Raw genomic sequence first — 18026 nt, forward strand, 5'->3', positions numbered from 1 at the left:
TCAGGCAAGCACGCGGTGCGACAGCGCGGGCAGCTGGGCGCGCGTGCGCTCGACCTGCCGGGCGTCGAGGTCGAACAGCACCACGCCCTCTTCGGCGGCCTGCTGCGCCACCACCGTGCCCCAGGGGTCGATGACCAGCGACTGGCCCCAGGTCTGGCGGCCGTTCTCGTGCGTGCCGCCCTGCGCGGGCGCGACCACCCAGGCCAGGTTCTCGATGGCGCGCGCGCGCAGCAGCACCTCCCAGTGGGCGGCGCCGGTGGTGCGCGTGAAGGCGCTGGGCACCACCAGCAGGTCGGCGCCCTGCCCCGCCAGCGCGCGGTACAGCTCGGGAAAGCGCAGGTCGTAGCAGACGCTCATGCCGATGCGCCAGGCGTGGCCGTCGCGCGAGGGCAGCTCGAACACCACGGGCTCGGCACCCGGTGCGATCACGCGGCGCTCGTCGTAGCGCTCGGTGCCGTTGTCGAAGAAGAACAGGTGGATCTTGTCGTAGCGCGCCACGCACTTGCCTTCGGGCGAGAAGGCCAGCGAGCTGTTGAAGACGTGGTCGGCGTCGTCGCTCTCGATGGGCAGCGTGCCGCCCACGATCCACAGGCCGAACTCGCGCGCCGCGTCGGCCAGGAAGCCCTGCACCGTGCCGGCGCCGGCGGTTTCGCGCAGGCCGAGCTTGTCGGTGTCGCGCGCGCCCATCATGCAGAAATACTCGGGCAGCACCGCGAGCTCGGCGCCGTCGCGCGCCGCCTGCCCGAGCAGCGCATGGGCGCGCACGAGGTTGGCTTCGCGGGCGATGGCGGACACCATCTGGATGGCTGCGACTTTCATTGCGTGGTCTCCGTTTTCTTGCCTTCGCTGGCGCCCGTCGATGTCGATCCGCCCGGCAGGCCGGGCAGCAGCTGCAGCGAGCGCGGCACCTTGGCGATCTTGGGGTCGGCCCAGGTGCCTTCGACGTGGAACTCCTGCGTGGCGGCCGCGGCGAGCGGCTTGCTCAGCACCCACTGCGCGAGGAAGGTGCCCAGGCCGATGGCCGGGTTGATGGCCGTGGCCACCAGCGCGGCCGTGCCGGCGTTGATCTCGGGCACCACCACCACGCGCAGGTTCTGCGTCTCGCGCACGATGTCGGCCGAGCCGTCCATGAGCGCGGCGGCGTTCACGCCCTTCATCTGCAGGTTGTTGGTGCTGGCGATGCCCTTGTTGATCTTGGCGTCGCCGCGGATGAAGTCGAAGGCGAAGCCCTGGCTGAACACGTCGCGGAAATCGAGCGTGAGCCGGCGCGGCAGCGCCTGCAGGCTCAGCACGCCCAGCAGCTTGGCCAGGCCCGGGTCGGCCTTGAGAAACTGACCCTGCTCCACGTCGACCTGCAACTGGCCGCCCAGGCTCGGGTAGTCGAGCGAGAACGGCGAGCCGCGCCAGTTCACCTCGCCCTCGAGCCGCCCCTTGCCGCGGCGCAGCACGCCGGGCATGCCGAAGCGCGTGAGCAGGTCGCCGGCGTCGGCGATGTCGAGCTTGAAGTTCATGGCCGTGGTGCGGCGCTGGCCGGCGCTTGCGCCGCCGCCCGCCGGCGCGGCCCAGGTGCCCTTGGCGGTGAAGGTGGCCTCGGGCACGCTGAAGGCGAGCTTGTTGAGCAGCCATTCGCGCCCGCCGCGGTTGACGGCGTCGATCTCGGCGCGGCCCAGGCGCTTGCCGAGCAGCTCGAAGTCGTCGACCACGATGTCCAGCGCCGGCAGGGTGCCGGGTTGCTCGTCGAGCAGGGTCTCGACCTGCGTGGCCTCGGCCGGCGCGATCTTCAGGCGCGCGAGCCGCGCATAGAGCCGGCCGGCCTGGCTGTGGCTGTACTCGGCGTAGCCGCTGAGCTCGGAGGCGTCGACGTTGGCGCGCCACAGCGCGCCTTCGCGCGTGCCGCCGAGCACCACGTTGTGCAGGGTGCGCCCCGCGATGCCCAGCTGCTGCGCGCGCACCGCGATGCGCGTGGGCAGGTAGGCCAGGTCGGGATCGTCGGCGCGCTCGCCGCCGCCGACCACCGCGGCGGTGCCCACCAGCGTCTGCCAGGCGCCCATGTCGAGCTTGGCCACGTTGACGTTGGCGAACACGCCGCGGTCGGGCGGCAGCGCCGTCTCGCCGGGCGCCAGCCCGATGCCGATGCCGCCGCGCAGCACGTGCGCCTGGCCGTTGGCCGACAGCTCGCGCACGTACTGCACCGAGCCGACGCGGCCGAGCTCGAGCGTCAGCTGGTCCTGCGTGGCGCGGCGGGCGTCGCGCGCCAGCACCTTCTTCTCGATGCGCAGCGGCATCAGCTCTTCGGCCGTCTTGACCAGCGGCGTGGGTAGCTGCAGCGCCAGCCCCTGCAGGCTGCTGGTGAGCGAGAACTCGGGCGTGTCGTCGCGCATCGAGAAGGTGGCGGCGTAGGGCGTGCTGCCGGTGGCGTGCTTGGCCAGGCGCGCGAGCCAGTCGACCTCGCGCGCGCCGCGCAGGCCTTCGGCACTGGCCGTGCCCTGTGCCTTCAGCGCCAGTTCGCGCTGCGGCCCGCTGAAGCGGCCCTTGCCTTCGACGCGCACCTCGCCGCCCAGCAGGCGGGCCTGCACGCCGGCCAGTGAGAAGCCGGTGTCGGTGAAGCTGAGCGTGCCGCGCGCCTGCGTGAACGGCGGCGCCTCGGGCACCACCTGCAGCTCGTTGTCGGCCAGCGTCACGGTGGCCTGCACCTTGGTGTTGTCGACGTTTTCCAGCGGGAGATCGAGGCGCAGCTTGTAGTCGGCCGAGCCCGTGGCGCGCGCGCGCTGCAGGAAGGGTCCGGCCTCGCCGGCCAGCGGCGCGCCGGCGCGCAGCACCTCGCCCAGCGGGCCCTTGGCCTGCGCCTCGACGCGCAGCAGCGCGGCGTGGTGCGACATGTCGGCGATCTGCGCCTCGGCCTTCGTGACCTCGACGCCGGGCGCGCCCGCGATGCGCCCGCGCGCATTGCGCACCAGCATGCCTGCGCGCTCGAAGACCAGCTCGCCCGACACGCCGGTGAGCGCCGGCCACACGGGCGGCGGCGCGGCGGGCGGGCCGGTGCGCGACGCCGGGGTCGCGGGCGCGGCGGTGGCGGCCGCGAGCGAGGGCGGCACGTAGGCGTAGTGCACGTCCGACACCTTGGCCGCGATGCGGAACTCGCCCTGCTTCGGGTCCATGAAGGGCATGTCGTGCAGGTCGCCGCGCACGCGGAAATCGACCGTGCTGGCCGTGCCCTTGACGACCGACTCGCGCACGTAGTCGCGCGTGTGCTGCGGAATGTCGAGCGGCAGGTAGCGGAACACGCGGGTGCCGTCGGCGCGCGTGAGCTTGCCCTGCAGGTCGAGCACGCCGGGGTGCTGCGCGCGGCTGCTCGAGGTGGCCGGGTCGCTGGTGCGCCAGTGGGCCTCGGCCTCGCCCTCGGCGTCGGCGTTGGCGAAGCGCAGCTTCGACACCTGCACCTGCATGGCGCCGTTGTCGAGCTTCCACTGCAGCTGGGTCGAGAGCCGGTCGATGGGAATGACCGGGTCTTCGAACACACCGGGGAATTCGAGCGTGCCCTTGGCCATGGCCAGCGTGGCGGTGCCGCCGGTGTGGCTCGCGTCGAAGTCGAGCGTGGCGCCGCTGAGGCCTGGGGTGCCGGGATGCACGCGCGGCGGCGCGGCGGGGGCGCCGGCCGGTGCCGGGGTGCTCGGCGCCGCCGGCGCCGGCTGCGAGGCCACGCGCAGGCCGCTGACCCGGCCCTTGGCCTGGTAGCGCGCGATCGCGTCGGGCGCGCCCTGCCAGTTCATGTCGATGCGCTCGACCAGGCCGCGCGGCGCATAGGCACCCAGCACGCGGTGGGTGGCCTCGCCCAGCGGCAGGCGGTCGGCGATGAGCGCCAGCGCCGCGAGGTCGAGCCGGTCGGCCTTCAACGCGCCGTGCTCGGGCGTGCGGCCCTTGGCGGGCGTGTGCTGCAGCCACAGGTTGCCGCCGGGCCAGCGCAGGCCGTCGACGGTGTCGAACTGCAAGGCGGTGGTCGAGAACTCGAAGGTGTCCGCGTTCATCTGTCCCGCCAGCCGGCCGGTGACGGCGCGCAGCACCAGCGGCTGCAGCCCCTTGCCGAGCGAGGCGTCGATGCGGTTCAGGCCCAGGTCGGCCGCGCCGCCGACGATGCGCCCGTCGTCCACGTCGGCCCACAGGCGCAGCGCGCCGTTGCCTTCGCGGATGCGCGCGTCGAGCGAAACGTACTGGCCCAGGCGCGTGACGTCGATGTAGGGCAGGTCGGCATAGAGCTGGCCGTCCCAGGTCTGCCAGTGGCCGCTGCGGATCGACAGCAGCGGCTGGCGGAACTGGCCGCGCAGCGTGAAGCGCTCGCCCCAGCCGGCCGGCGGCGTGGCATCCAGCCGCAGGCCGTGGCGGCGCGCGCCGTTGCGGGACACGAAGCGCACGTCGGTCAACAGCAGCGGTTCGGCGCGGCGCTGCTCGTCGGTCCAGCGCACGGTGCCGCCTTCGATGACGAACTCGCGCTGCGCGAAAAACCAGTCGGCGGCGCGGGTTTCTCCGGTCGTGTCGGTCTCCATGTGCAATCCAGCCACATGGAGTTTTCCCTGAGTGTCGCGGCGCACGTCGAGCTGCGGGCCCTCGATATAGAGCTGCTCGAAATTCAGGCGCCACAGCGACCGCGGCGACACGCTCGCCACCACCCGCACGAGGCGAAGGGCCTCGCGCTGGTCTGCGTCCTGCAGCACCACGTCGCGCAATTCGAAGGCCGGAAATAGCCCTTCGGAACGGGCGGTGATGGCGCCGATGCGCACCGGGACACCGATGGCCTTGCTAGCCTGCGCCTCGAGTGCACCGCGAAAATCGCCGATTCGCGGCACAATCCACGCGTGCAGGACCACGACTGACAGTGCCAGCAGAAGCCACGCAGCGAAGAGCAGACCCAATAGCCAGCGCGCTGTCACAGCGGTGATTTGGAGCAGACGTGAAGGGGAAGACGCCGTGTCGTTCATTGAGGATCGCGCTGTGTCGGGAATTATGACCGCCAGCCTTGAGCCGGGTTCCGCGCCAACCCACACCAGTGTGAATCAGTTGCCATCCAATCCGACGCCTCCCGCGTTTTCTTCCAGTTCCCGATTCGTCCAGCGGCTGCGCCGCCGCTATGCGGCCGAGCTTGAATTGCTGCCGCCCGGCGAGCCCCGGCGCGAATCGATGACCGTCGCCTACGACGCCCTGCGCGCACGCGGCGTGGCCGTGGGCGATGCGTTGCGCATCGTGCGCCAGCTCACGATGGAACGTCTGGTCACACTCGACTGTGACCAGCAGGCCCCGCTCGCGGTGGTGACCACCGCCGTGACCGAGCTGGCCGAACTGGCCCTGGACATCGCCTGCCAGGACGCCTGCCATGAACTCGACGCCCAGCACGGCGCGCCGCTCGGCCCCGAAGGCCAGCGCTCGCAGCTGTGGGTGATCGGCATGGGCAAGCTCGGCGCGCGCGAGCTCAATGTGTCCAGCGACATCGACCTCATCTACCTGTACGACGTCGACGGCGACACTGCCGGCGATGCCGACGGGCGCGGCAAGCTGTCCAACCAGGAGTACTTCGCGCGGGCCGTGAAGCGCATCTATGCGCTGGTGGGCGACGTGACCGAGCACGGCTTCGTGTTCCGCGTCGACCTGGCGCTGCGGCCCAACGGCAACTCGGGGCCGAGCGTGGTCTCGCTCGACGCACTCGAAGAGTATTTCCAGGTGCAGGGCCGCGAATGGGAGCGCTTTGCCTGGATGAAGAGCCGCGTGGTCGCGCCCCGCGCCGTGGTGCTCGACGGCCAGGCCCAGGCGCTGCGCAACGTGGTGCTGCCCTTCGTGTTCCGCCGTTATCTCGACTACAGCGTGTTCGACTCGCTGCGCATCCTGCACCGCCAGATCCGTGAGCAGTCGGCGCGCCGTAGCGCCGGGCGCCCCGAGCGCGCCAACGACGTGAAGCTCTCGCGCGGCGGCATCCGCGAAATCGAATTCACCGTGCAGCTGCTGCAGGTGGTGCGCGGCGGCCAGTTCCCCGAGCTGCGCACGCGCCCCACGCTCGACGCGCTGCAGCGGCTGGCGCGCGCCAACCTCATGCCGCAGGACACGGCCGACACGCTGGCCGCGGCCTACGAGTTCCTGCGCCGCGTGGAGCACCGCATCCAGTACCTGGACGACCAGCAGACCCACGTGCTGCCGGTCAACGACGACGACCTGCGCTGGATCGCGCAGTCGATGGGCTATGCCGACTGCTGCCCCTTCCTCGAACAGCTCGACACGCACCGCGAGTTCGTGGCCCAGGAGTTCGACAAGCTGCTGGGCGGCGAGAAGCCCTGCAACGGCAAGTGCAACGGCAAGAAAGCCGCCGCGCCCGCCGACCTGGCCGACCTGCTCGACGACCTGCCGCCCGTGTTCGCCGAGCGCATCCGCGACTGGTGCGAAACGCCGCGCGTGCTCGCCCTGCGCGAGGAAACCCGGGGCCGCCTGCGCCAGCTGGTGCAACGCACCGGCCAGTGGCTGAAGGAGCCCGACGGCGAAGGCGCGGGACAGACGCCGCGCCACGTCGATGCCGCCATGCGCTGGGCCGACTGGATCGAGCCGCTGATGCGCCGCGAGAGCTACCTGGCGCTGCTGGTCGAACGCCCCGCCGTGCAGGAGCGCCTGCTGCGCCTGCTGGGCGCCGCGAAATGGCCGGCGCGCTACCTCATGCAGCACCCGGGCGTGATCGACGAGCTCGCGAGCGACGAGATGCTCTCGGGCCGCTTCATCGCCGACGAATTCGAGCGCGAACTCGAAGCGCGCCACACCTCGCTCACCCGCACCGGCGAGGCCGACGAAGAGCGTTTGCTGAACCTGCTGCGCCACGCCCACCACGCCGAGGTGTTCCGCACGCTGGCGCGCGACGTGGACGGCCGCATCACCGTCGAGCAGGTGGCCGACGACCTGAGCGCGCTGGCAGACACCACGCTGCGCGTGACCGCGCGCTGGTGCTGGCCGCATGTGCGCAACCGGCACCGCGAGGTGCCGCAGTTCGCGATCATCGGCTACGGCAAGCTGGGCGGCAAAGAGCTGGGCTACGGCAGCGACCTGGACATCGTGTTCGTCTACGACGATGACGACGAGCGCGCCGGCGAGGTCTATGCGGCCTACGTGCGCAAGCTCATCAACTGGCTCACGGTGAAGACGCGCGAGGGCGACCTGTTCGAGATCGACACCGCGCTGCGGCCCAACGGCAACTCGGGCCTGCTCACCACCAGCTTCGAGGCCTACGAAAAGTACCAGCTCGGTCGCGGCAGCAACACCGCCTGGACCTGGGAGCACCAGGCCATGACGCGCGCGCGCTTCGTGCTGGGCAGCGCCGACCACGGCGCCGAACTGGGCGCGCGTTTCGACCAGGTGCGCGAAGCCGTGCTGGTGGCGCCGCGCGACCGCGAGGCGCTGAAGGCCGAGATCATCGGCATGCGCAACAAGCTGCGCGGCGCCCGCCCCGTGAAGGCCGACCGCTTCGACGTGAAGCACAGCCCCGGCGGCATGGTCGATGCCGAGTTCGCGGTGCAGTTCCTGGTGCTGTCGGCCTCGGGCGCACACCCCGAGCTGATTCCCAACCTGGGCAACATCGCGCTGCTGCTGCGCGCCGAGCAAGCCGGCCTGCTGCCCGCAGGCGTGGGCCGCGACGCGGCCAAGGCCTACCGCGAGCTGCGCCGCGTGCAGCACACCGCGCGTCTGAACGAAGAGCCGACACAGGTCACGCCGCCCGCCCTGAGCGCGGAACGCGACGCCATGCTGGCGCTGTGGAAGGCGGTCTTTGGCTGACGGCGCCCTCGCCTCCCGCGCGCTGACGGCCTGCGCCCTGGCCGCCGCGCTCGTGCTGGCCGGTTGTGCCAGCGGGCCGCGCAGCAGTGGCGGCGGCGTCGCCAGTGGCCGCGACGGCCCCGGCACCAACATCCCGTCGGACCTCGACCGCGTGCCCGACGCCGAACCCCGCATCGAGGCGATCCGCAGCAGCGGCGGCACCAGCAAGCCCTACACGGTGCTGGGCCGGGGCTACGTGCCGATCACCGACGACCGGCCGTTCCGCGAATCGGGCATCGCCTCGTGGTACGGCCGCAAGTTCCACGCAGCCTCGACCGCCAGCGGCGAGCCCTACGACATGTACGCCATGACGGCCGCGCACAAGACGCTGCCGCTGCCGAGCTACGTGCGGGTGCGCAACCCGGCCAACGGCCGCGAGGTGATCGTGCGCGTGAACGACCGCGGCCCCTTCGTGGACGGCCGCGTGATCGACCTGAGCTACACGGCGGCGCTGAAGCTCGACCTGCTGCGCGGCGTGGCGCCGGTGGAGATCGAGCGCATCACCAACGAAGACATCCGCACCGGCGCCTGGCGCCGCGACGCGGGCACGGCCTATGCGGCGGCGCCTGCGCCGGCACCGGCTCCCACGCCCGTCCGGGTGGCGGCGGCGCCGGTGGCCGTGCCGTCGGCCTGGGTCGCGCCGGTCGCGATGACGGCCGCTGCTGCCCCCGCCGCGACGATGCCCGTGGCACCGCAAACGCCGGTGATGGCCGCGGCACCATCGGAACCCGAGGCCCCGGCCGGGCCGCGCGAGGCGATGGTGGTGACCGACCTGGCGCCGCTGGCCCCGCTCGCCGCACCTGCCACGTCATCGGCGCCATCGACGCCCTCTTCCGCTGCCGCCGGCTTCTGGGTGCAGCTCGGCGCGTTCCGCGAACGCGACGGCGCCGAGACCCTGAGAAGCCAGGCCGCACGCGGCCTGCCCACGCTGGCACCGCAGCTGCGCGTGTTCAGCGAAGCCGGCACGCACCGCCTGCAGGCCGGGCCGTTCCCGTCGCGCAATGCAGCGGGCGAGGCCGTCACCCAGCTGCGCGACAACCTGCGCATCGCGCCGATGGTGGTCGAGCGGCGCTGAGGTTCAGGGCATCGCCTTGGCCACGACCTGCGAACGCAGGCCCACGCCGAGGCGGTTCCACGCATTGATCTGCGCCACGGCGAGCGAGAGCTCGACGATTTCCTGGTCGCTGAACACGGCCTTCAGGGCTTCGAACTCGGCATCGCGATCGGCGTGGTGGTCGGCCAGGCGCGTGAGCGTCTCGGCCCAGTCCAGCGCGGCGCGCTCGCGTTCGTTGAACAGGCTCACCTCGCGCCAGGTGGCCAGGCTGTTGATGCGCTGCCAGTCTTCGCCCTGCACGCGCAGGTCGCGCACGTGCATGTCCAGGCAGTAGGCGCAGCCGTTGATCTGCGAGACGCGGGCAAAGACGAGGTCGATCAGCACCTTGCCGAGCGTGCTCGACTCGAAGCTGCCGTTGACGGCGATCATGGCCTGGAAGGACTTGGGGGCGAACTTGGTCCAGGCGAGACGGAGGGCGGGGGCTTGGCTCATGAGATGTACTCCAGGGTGGTTGAAGGAAAACAGCGAAATCTGCTTGCTACACCCTGAAGACGCGCCAGCCACCGGCCCTGTGACAGGCCGCGCGAATTTTTTCTTCAACCGCCCCGTTTGGCCGCGAACAGCTGGGCGATGCGCGCCAGCTTGTCGGGGTTGCGCTGGGCGCGGATGCGCACGATGCGCTCGCCCTCGATCTCGAAGGTCTGGGCCGATTCGAGTTCGCCGTCCAGAAAGCGCAGCATGCCGGGCTCGCCGTTGAGCTCGACCAGCTCCATGTGCACGCCGGCGCCCATGCGGCGCCAGAGCGAGAAGTACAACTGCGCCAGCCGCTGGCTGCCGCGCAGGATCTTGCTGAAGGTCTGCACCTTGCCCCCGCCGTCGCCGATGAGTTCGACGTCTTCGGCCATCAGCGCCTTCAGGTCCTGCATGCTGCCGCGCGCAGCCGCGTCGGCGAAGGCGCGCAGCAGGCGCTGGTGGGTCTCGCGCGAGACCTGGAAGCGCGGGCGGGCCTCCTGCACCTGGGTCTTGGCGCGGTGCACCAACTGGCGGCAGGCGGCCTCGCTCTTGCCCAGGGTCTGGGCGATCTCGTCGTAGTCGGCGTCGAACACCTCGCGCATGAGGAAGGCGGCGCGCGCCTCGGGCGCCAGCCGCTCGAGCACGGCCAGGAAGGCGACGGAGATGTTGTCGGCGCGCGCTAGCGTTTCCTCGGGCGTGTCGGGCGACCCGGTGAGGGTGGGCTCGGGCATCCACGGGCCGATGTAGTGCTCGCGCTGGACCTTGGCGCTGCGCAGCCGGTCGATCGACAGGCGCGTGACGACGGTCACGAGCCAGGCTTCGGCGCTGTCGAAACTGGCCTTGTCGGCCTCGTGCCAGCGCAGCCAGGCGTCCTGCACCACCTCTTCGGCCTCGGCCACGGAGCCGAGCATGCGGTAGGCGATGCCCTGGAGGCGGCGGCGGTGGCTGTCGAAAGTGAGGGTCGGGTCGTCCATGCCCGATTAGACGTTTGACGCCGCCGCGTTGTGACAGCCGGTGACCAAAAAAATCGCCCCGGCATGCGGGGCGATTTCATCGAAGTCTTGGGGCGGCTCAGGCGCCCTGGTATTCGGGCTTGGGGCCCAGCGTGGCCGAGACTTCCTTGCGGTAGCGGTTCAGCTCCTGCACGGTCTTGAAGCTGCGGTTCATCAACAGGCTCAGGTTGTGCAGGATGCGCTCGCCGACCTTGGTTTCCCAGCCGGCGTCGAACTTGATCTGCTTGTCCAGCCAGTGCTCGAGCCAGTCGGGATCGGGCATGCGGCTCTGGATGGTGTCGTTCGGGAACAGCGCCTTGTTCACGTGCAGGTTGGTCGGGTGCAGCGCCTGGGCGGTGCGGCGCGCGCTGGCCATGAGCACGCCGACCTTGGTGAAGGCGGCGCGGGCTTCGTCGCCGAACTTTTCCATGGCGCGCTTCATGTAGCGCAGGTAGGCACCGCCGTGGCGGGCTTCGTCCTGGCTCAGCGTGGTGTAGATGTGCTTGATGACCGGCTCGGTGTGCCACTGGGCGGCGCGGCGGTACCAGTGGTTCAGGCGGATCTCGCCGCAGAAGTGCAGCATGAGGGTTTCGAGCGGGGGCGCGGGGTCGAAGTCGAAGCGCACCTCGTGCAGCTCCTGTTCGGTGGGCGCGTGCTGCGGGCTGAAGCGCTTCAGGTACTCCATGAGCACCAGCGAGTGCTTCTGCTCTTCGAAGAACCAGATCGACATGAACGCCGAAAAGTCGCTATCGTGCCGGTTGTCGCGCAGGAACATCTCGGTGGCCGGCAGCGCCGACCACTCGGTGATGGCATTCATCTTGATGGTCTGCGCCTGCTCTTCAGTCAGCAAGGAAGCGTCGAACGACTGCCAGGGGATGTCCTTGTCCATGTCCCAGCGGACGGATTCGAGTTGTCTGAAGAGTTCCGGGTAGAGCATCAAAGTCTTTCAATGGCCGCCGATTTTAGTCGGGCCGTTTGGCGCGCCCGTGACAGACGCGCGATGATGTGCTTGCGCGCGCGCCCGCGCCATAGATGCACACCCCCCTTTTCGATCCAGGAGCCCGTCATGCGAACCCCCGCCCGATTGTCGATGCTGCGACGTTGCGCCACGGCCTTTTCCCTCGTGGCGGGCCTGTCCGCCGCCCTGTCGGCGAGTGCCCAGACGGCCCCCGCCGCCCCTGCTGCGCCCGCGGTGGGCGGCGGCGCCGGGTGCCCGGCGATCCTGCAGCACAGCTTCCCGCGGCTGCAGGATGAAAAGCCCCAGAACCTGTGCCAGTACTCCGGAAAAGTGGTCCTGGTGGTCAACACGGCCAGTTTTTGCGGCTTCACGCCGCAGTACAAGGGGCTGGAGGCGCTGGACATGAAGTACCGCGCCCGCGGCTTGGTGGTGCTGGGCTTCCCGTCGAACGATTTCTCCCAGGAATCGGGCTCCAACAAGGAAATCGCCGACTTCTGCGAAAGCACCTTCGGCGTGAAATTCCCGATGTTCGCCAAGTCGTCGGTGCGCGGCACCGACGCCAACCCGCTGTTCAAGCAGCTCGCGCAGGCCTCGGGCACGACGCCGAAGTGGAACTTCTACAAGTACCTGATCGGGCGCGACGGCAAGGTGGTGCAGGCGTGGTCGAGCATGACGGCACCCGACGAGAACGGCTTCATCCAGGTCATCGAGAAACAGCTCGGCCCCAGCGGCGACTGACCGGCCCTGCAATGTGAACTTTGAGTCACAAACGTTTACCACTCGAACGGGAACCGTGCGGCGGAGCCGCGCTCATACTTGAGCGTGGGCGGCCAAGGCCCACAGGTTTTCATGTTGCGAGGTCTTCCGGGCGCCTGCCGTCCGGTTGAAATCCCGAGGCGATTCTTCTCCTCCTCCCTCCCTCCCTCCTTCGTGTCGGGGCGCCTCGCAGCATTTTTGTCTTCCCGCCGACAGCGGGGCCCGCGATGACGCAGCGCCCCCTCGGCCTTCCCGCATGCGGTGGCCCGAACGGCCCCAAGAAAAAAGCGCCCCGCGGGGCGCTTTGTCGTTTCAGGGCTGGGTGTCGATGAAGCTCGGCCGCAGCATGAGCTTGTCGTACAACTTGGCCAGGTTGGCGTGGTCGCCGCGCCAGTCGATCTCGGGAAACCGCAGCCCCAGCCAGCCCAGCGCGCAGCCGACCGCGATGTCGGACAGGCTCAGGTGGATGCCGCTGCAGAAGGGCTTGTCGCCCAGGCCCTTGGCCATGGCGGCCACGCCGGCCTGCACCTTGGCCCGCTGGCGCTCGATCCAGGCGGCGCTGCGCTCGGCGTCGGCGCGGCCGGACCAGGTGGCTTCGAGGCGCCACAGCACGCCGGCGTCCATGACGCCGTCGGCCAGCGCTTCCCAGGTCTTGACCTCGGCGCGCTCGCGGCTTTGCTGCGGAATGAGCTTGCCCACGGGCGACAGGGTGTCGATGTACTCGACGATGACGCGCGAGTCGAACATCGCCTCGCCGCCTTCCATGATCAGGCACGGCACCTTGCCCAGCGGGTTCGAATGGGCGATCGTGGTGTCTGCGGACCAGACGTCTTCGATCACGAACTGGTAGTCGAGCCGCTTTTCGGCCAGCACCACGCGCACCTTGCGCACATACGGGCTGGCGGCGGATCCGATCAGTTTCATGAAGGCTCTCTCCCCATCGCTTGTTAACGTTTGTTCGCAGGCATTTTAGGTGAAGGGAAAAAGACAGCGCCCGAATTCCCCCGCGGCACGGCCACCCGGCGGCCGCCTAAAATTCGGGCATGAGCTTTTCCACCGTCTCCGCCCTCTCCCCCCTTGACGGCCGCTATGCGGCCAAACTCGCGGCCTTGCGCCCGCTGATGAGCGAACAGGGCTATATGCACCGTCGCGTGCAGGTGGAGGTGGCCTGGTTCATTGCGCTGTCCGACTGCGGCTTTGCCGAGTTCAAGCCCCTCACGGGCGGCGCCCGCAAGTACCTGATGGGGCTGGTGTCGCACTTTTCCGAGGCCGACGCCTTGGCCATCAAGGACATCGAGAAGACCACCAACCACGACGTGAAGGCCGTCGAATACTGGATCAAGTCGAAGTTCGAGGCCCGCCCCGAGCTGCTGGCCGCCGCCGAGTTCGTGCACTTCGCCTGCACCAGCGAGGACATCAACAACACCAGCCACGCCCTGCAGATCCAGGCCGCGCGCGACACCGTGGTGCTGCCGGCCATCGACGGCCTGATCGCCAAGCTGCGCGAGATGGCGCACCAGTTCGCCGACGTGTCGATGCTCTCGCGCACGCACGGCCAGACCGCCAGCCCCACCACCGTCGGCAAGGAAATCGCCAACGTGGCGGTGCGCCTGACCAAGGCACGCGCGCAGATCGCCGCCGTGCAGCTGCTGGGCAAGATGAACGGTGCCGTGGGCAACTACAACGCCCACCTGGCCGCCTGGCCCGAGTTCGACTGGGAAGCCTTCAGCCGCAAGGTCGTCGAGACGCCCGCGCCGCTGGGCCTGGGCCTGAGCTTCCAGCCGTACAGCATCCAGATCGAGCCGCACGACTACATGGCCGAGCTGTTCGACGCCGTGGCGCGCGTCAACACGATCCTGGTCGACTTCTCGCGCGACATCTGGGGCTACGTGAGCCTGGGCTACTTCAAGCAGCGCCTGAAGAAGGGCGAGATCGGCTCCTCGACCATGCCGCACAAGGTCAACCCGATCGACTTCGAGAACGCCGAGGGCAACCTGGGCCTGGCCAACGCGGTGCTGCGCCACCTGAGCGAAAAGCTGCCCATCAGCCGCTGGCAGCGCGACCTGACCGACAGCACGGTGCTGCGCAACATCGGCGTGGCCTTCGGCTACGCCACGCTGGCTTACGCGAGCCTGGCCACCGGCCTGGGCAAGCTCGAGATCAACCAGGAAGCGCTGGCCGACGACCTCGAGGCCTCGTGGGAAGTGCTGGCCGAGCCGATCCAGACCGTGATGCGCCGCTTCGGCGTGCAGGGCGCCTACGAGCAGCTCAAGGAAGTCACGCGCGGCAAGACCGTGACGGCCGAGGCGCTGCACGGGCTGATCCGCTCGCTGGCCATTCCCGAGGAAGAGAAGACCCGCCTCCTGGCCATGACGCCCGCCAGCTACACCGGCAAGGCGGCCGAGCTGGCCCGTAGAATTTAGGCCTCCCCCGCGACGATCCGCCGGCCCGTGCCGCCCACGGCCGGCGCGCCTCGTTCGCCCACCGATACCTCCCAGCCAACGTGCCCTGTGCAGGGCACGCCAGCCGACAACCCTGACGGGACGCTTCGACGTCCCCGTTGTTCATGCGGCGCGCCCCATTGAGACGCCTCTGGCTCACGCTCCACCGATGGATCGGCCTCACGCTCGGGCCGCTGCTCGCCCTCACGGCGCTGCTGGGCGCCGTGCTGGTGGTGGCGCTGCCGCTCGACCGCGCGGCGCATCCTGAGCTCTTCGTCGCGCACAGCAACAGCAGTGCGGCCCCCGCGCCGCTGGAGCCCCTGCGCCAGCGCCTGCTCGCCGAGTTCGGCCCCGACACCAACCTCACGCTGCGCCCGCCGCGCCAGCCCGGCGACACGCTCTGGGTGCTGGTGCGCGGCCCGTGGGACGGCACGCTCTACCTCGACCCCGCCACCGGCGCCGAACAGGGGCGCCGCGGCACGCACGAAGGCGCCTACAACCTGCTGTTCGAGCTGCACAGCAGCCTGCTGCTGGAAGACACGGGCAAGGGCATCCTCGCCATCGCCGCGCTGGCGTACCTGTTCCTGCTGGTCACCGGCGTGGTGCTGTGGTGGCCGGCGCGCTGGCCGCCCTCGCTGCGCATCGTGCTGGACCGCGGCCTGCTGCGCGGGCTGTTCGACCTGCACCGCACGGGCGGCGCCGTGCTCGGACTGCTGATCGCGGTGTCGGTCTTCACCGGCGCCTACATGGCCTGGCGACCGCTGGGCGGCTTCATCTCGACCGCGCTCGGGCAAACACCTGCCAAGGCGCCCGGGGTGCCCAAGGGCACCGCCACCGGCCCTCGCCTGCCGCTCGACGACCTCGTCGCCCGCGCGCAGGCCGTGTTCCCCGGCCAGCCCATCGGCTACGTGCAGGTACCCGGCCGCGCGGACCGGCCGCTGCGCGTGCGCTTCCGGCTCGCCGACGACCCGCACCCGAACGGCATCGGCTCGGTGTGGGTGCACCCGGTCACGGGCGAGCTGCTCGGCGTGCGCCGCTGGCAGGACATGGACACCGGCAACGGTGCGGTGGTCGTGATCTATCCGCTGCACACCGGCGTGCTCGGCGGCGTGGTGCACCAGGCGGTCACCGCGCTGCTGGGCCTGGCGCTGGCCGGTCTCGGCCTGAGCGGCGTGTGGCTCTGGTGGCGCCGGCGTGCGGTGGCTGCGGCCGCGCGCAGCCAGGCACTGTCGCGCGGCGCGGCGCCCTGAACGACGCACACATCCCATCCCTTCATCCATCACAAATACATCGAGGAGGACTCCCGTGTTCCCGCACAAAAAAACCGCCATCGCCCTGGCCCTGCTGCCCCTGAGCCTGCACAGCTTCGCGGCCGACGCCGAGCCGTCGAAGTCGCTCGAGGCCATCACCGTCACCGGCGACTGGCTCGGCACGCCCACCGAGACCAAGGTGCTTGAGCACGCCGGCGCGCGCAGCATCGTCGAGCGCCAGCAGATCCAGGAAAGCGGCTCGGCCAGCGTGCGCGACGTGCTGCGCCAGGTGCCCGGCGTGCAGGTCCAGGAAAGCAACGGCACCGGCGGCAGCGACATCTCGCTCAACGTGGGCGTGCGCGGCCTGACCTCGCGGCTGTCGCCGCGCTCGACTGTGTTGCTGGACGGCGTGCCGCTGGCCTACGCGCCCTACGGCCAGCCGCAGCTGTCGCTGGCACCGGTGTCGCTGGGCAGCCTCGAGGCGGTCGACGTGGTGCGCGGCGCGGGCTCGGTGCGCTACGGCCCCCAGAACGTGGGCGGCATCATCAACTTCGTGACGCGCTCGATCCCGAAGCAGTTCGCGGGCGAAGTCGGCGTGGGCGTCGAGAGCGCCAGCCACGGCGGCGGCACCAAGAGCACGCCCAGCCTGTTCATCGGCGGCACCAACGAGAACGGCCTGGGGCTGGCACTGCTCTACTCGGGCACGCACGGCGACGGCTTTCGCCAGAGCAACGACAAGACCCGCATCGACGACCTGATGCTCAAGGGCGCCTACCGCCTCTCGAAGACCGACGACATCGCGATCTCGCTGCACCACTTCGAAGGCAAGGGGCGCATGCCCGGTGGCCTGACGACGGCGCAGTTCGCGGCCAACCCGTTCCAGTCGGACCGCCCCTACGACGAGTTCACGGGCCGCCGCACCGACGGCTCGCTCAAGTACACGCACAACGACGGCGTGAACAAGTTCGAGATGCTGACCTACTACACGGACTCGTACCGCAGCAGCTACCTCGAGCAGGAAGGCACGGGCGCCAACGCCAACCGCCGCCGCCTGACCACCGCGCCGCGCAACTACAAGACCTACGCCTTCGAGCCCCGCTACTCGCGCCTGATCGACTCGGGCAGCGTGGTGCAGGAAATCAGCATCGGCGCGCGCTACCTGAAGGAAGAGGCCTCCGAAGTGGCCACGCGCAGCAGCTACTACCGGCCGGCGCCGGGCTTCGACGCCTACGCGCTCGCGCAGCCCGCGTACCAGACCAGCAAGGGCGGCACGACCGCGCACGCGGTCTACATCGACGACCGCATCGACTTCGGCAACTGGACGGTCACGCCCGGCGTGCGCTACGAATCCTTCCGCTCGCACAACGACGTGTTCACGGTGGCCAACAACCGCATCACCAACGCGATCTACCCGAAGATCGATTCCAACGAGGTGCTGCCCACGCTGTCGGTGCTCTACCGCATGAGCGAGCGCTGGACGCTGTTCGCCAATGCCGGCGTGTCGTTCGGGCCGCAGCAGTACGCCCAGCTCGCGCAGTCGACCACCAGCCTGCACCCCGAAAAGGCCAAGACCTACGAGATCGGCACCAAGTACAAGGGCGAATCGTGGAGCGGCGAGCTGACGCTGTTCAACATCAACTTCGACAAGGAGCTGCAGCTGGCGCGCTCCATCACCGGCGACGTCGGCCAGTGGACCGACCTGGGCGCCACGCGCCACCGCGGGCTGGAGTCGGCGCTGCGCTACGACCTGGGCAGCCTGAGCGACGCGCTCAAGGGGCTGTCGGTGTCGGGCACCTACACGTACACGCAGGCCACCTCGAAGGCGGGCGTGTTCGCAGGGCGCGACCTGCCCTTCTACTCGCGCCACGTCGCGACGCTCGGCGCACGCTACGAGCGCGGGCCGTGGACGCTCAACGCCGACCTCTACGCGCAATCGAAGCAGCGTTCGCCGGGCTCGCCGGACGACGGCGCCAGGTACATCACCGTGGAAGACGCGAGCGGGCGGCTGGGCGACATCCCGGGCTACGGCACGGTGAACCTGCGCGCGGCCTACGACTTCGGCCCCTCGCTGAGCCACCTGAAGCTGGCCGTGGGCGTGAAGAACCTGTTCGACCGCCGCTACTACAACCGTTCGGTCGACAACAACGGCGGCAAGTACGTGGGCCAGCCGCGCACGGTGTACCTGCAGGCGTCGCTGGCGTTCTGAGGCCGAAGGGGCGCGCGCATACA

Annotated in this window: 12 protein-coding genes; 6 read left to right on the forward strand and 6 right to left on the reverse strand. The window is 70.0% G+C overall.

Features of this window, described 5'->3' with window-relative positions; all coding sequences use genetic code 11:
- Entirely contained in the window at window positions 1–819 is an 819-nt protein-coding gene (locus ACAM52_RS32960; RefSeq protein ID WP_369645635.1) for a carbon-nitrogen hydrolase family protein, read from the reverse strand.
- Window positions 816–4973 (reverse strand): YhdP family protein, encoded by a 4158-nt coding sequence (locus ACAM52_RS32965; RefSeq protein ID WP_369645636.1) that lies wholly within the window; start codon window positions 4971–4973, stop codon window positions 816–818. Before ACAM52_RS32965 ends, ACAM52_RS32960 begins: the two co-directional genes overlap by 4 nt.
- A 25-nt stretch (window positions 4974–4998) precedes the next feature.
- Here ACAM52_RS32965 and glnE point away from each other — a divergent pair, with 25 nt between their 5' ends.
- On the forward strand, window positions 4999–7794 hold the full coding sequence (gene glnE, locus ACAM52_RS32970) for a bifunctional [glutamate--ammonia ligase]-adenylyl-L-tyrosine phosphorylase/[glutamate--ammonia-ligase] adenylyltransferase (RefSeq protein ID WP_369645637.1): 2796 nt from the start codon (window positions 4999–5001) through the stop codon (window positions 7792–7794).
- On the forward strand, window positions 7787–8908 hold the full coding sequence (locus ACAM52_RS32975) for a septal ring lytic transglycosylase RlpA family protein (protein ID WP_369645638.1): 1122 nt from the start codon (window positions 7787–7789) through the stop codon (window positions 8906–8908). The genes glnE and ACAM52_RS32975 overlap by 8 nt, the downstream gene beginning before the upstream one ends.
- A 3-nt stretch (window positions 8909–8911) precedes the next feature.
- Here ACAM52_RS32975 and ACAM52_RS32980 read toward each other — a convergent pair whose 3' ends face one another.
- The 3 genes from ACAM52_RS32980 to ACAM52_RS32990 form a co-directional block, all read right to left on the reverse strand.
- Window positions 8912–9379 (reverse strand): carboxymuconolactone decarboxylase family protein, encoded by a 468-nt coding sequence (locus ACAM52_RS32980; protein ID WP_062475252.1) that lies wholly within the window; start codon window positions 9377–9379, stop codon window positions 8912–8914.
- 104 nt (window positions 9380–9483) lie between these two features.
- Window positions 9484–10374 (reverse strand): RNA polymerase sigma-70 factor, encoded by an 891-nt coding sequence (locus ACAM52_RS32985; protein WP_369645639.1) that lies wholly within the window; start codon window positions 10372–10374, stop codon window positions 9484–9486.
- Between the two features lie 97 nt (window positions 10375–10471).
- The gene (locus ACAM52_RS32990) at window positions 10472–11329 is read right to left on the reverse strand and encodes a hypothetical protein (protein ID WP_062475258.1); all 858 of its coding nucleotides are present in this window, start codon (window positions 11327–11329) and stop codon (window positions 10472–10474) included.
- Between the two features lie 129 nt (window positions 11330–11458).
- On the opposite strand from ACAM52_RS32990, the gene ACAM52_RS32995 reads away from it, so the two are divergent.
- Window positions 11459–12088, forward strand: coding sequence for a glutathione peroxidase (locus ACAM52_RS32995; protein ID WP_369645640.1), 630 nt, complete (start codon window positions 11459–11461; stop codon window positions 12086–12088).
- 330 nt (window positions 12089–12418) lie between these two features.
- On the opposite strand, the gene ACAM52_RS33000 is transcribed toward ACAM52_RS32995, so the two are convergent.
- Complete coding sequence (locus tag ACAM52_RS33000; RefSeq protein WP_159279173.1) at window positions 12419–13030, reverse strand: glutathione S-transferase N-terminal domain-containing protein; 612 nt, start codon at window positions 13028–13030, stop codon at window positions 12419–12421.
- A gap of 119 nt (window positions 13031–13149) precedes the next feature.
- On the opposite strand from ACAM52_RS33000, the gene purB reads away from it, so the two are divergent.
- The 3 genes from purB (at window position 13150) to ACAM52_RS33015 (ending at window position 18003) form a co-directional block, all read left to right on the forward strand.
- Window positions 13150–14529 (forward strand): adenylosuccinate lyase, encoded by a 1380-nt coding sequence (gene purB / locus ACAM52_RS33005; protein ID WP_095950454.1) that lies wholly within the window; start codon window positions 13150–13152, stop codon window positions 14527–14529.
- A gap of 143 nt (window positions 14530–14672) precedes the next feature.
- A complete protein-coding gene (locus ACAM52_RS33010; RefSeq protein ID WP_307582251.1) occupies window positions 14673–15797 on the forward strand; it encodes a PepSY domain-containing protein in 1125 nt (374 codons plus the stop codon).
- 55 nt (window positions 15798–15852) lie between these two features.
- The gene (locus ACAM52_RS33015) at window positions 15853–18003 is read left to right on the forward strand and encodes a TonB-dependent receptor family protein (protein ID WP_369645641.1); all 2151 of its coding nucleotides are present in this window, start codon (window positions 15853–15855) and stop codon (window positions 18001–18003) included.
- Window positions 18004–18026 lie beyond the last annotated feature (23 nt).

Origin of the sequence: Variovorax sp. V118, from assembly GCF_041154445.1 — a bacterium.
GTDB lineage: Bacteria > Pseudomonadota > Gammaproteobacteria > Burkholderiales > Burkholderiaceae_C > Variovorax > Variovorax boronicumulans.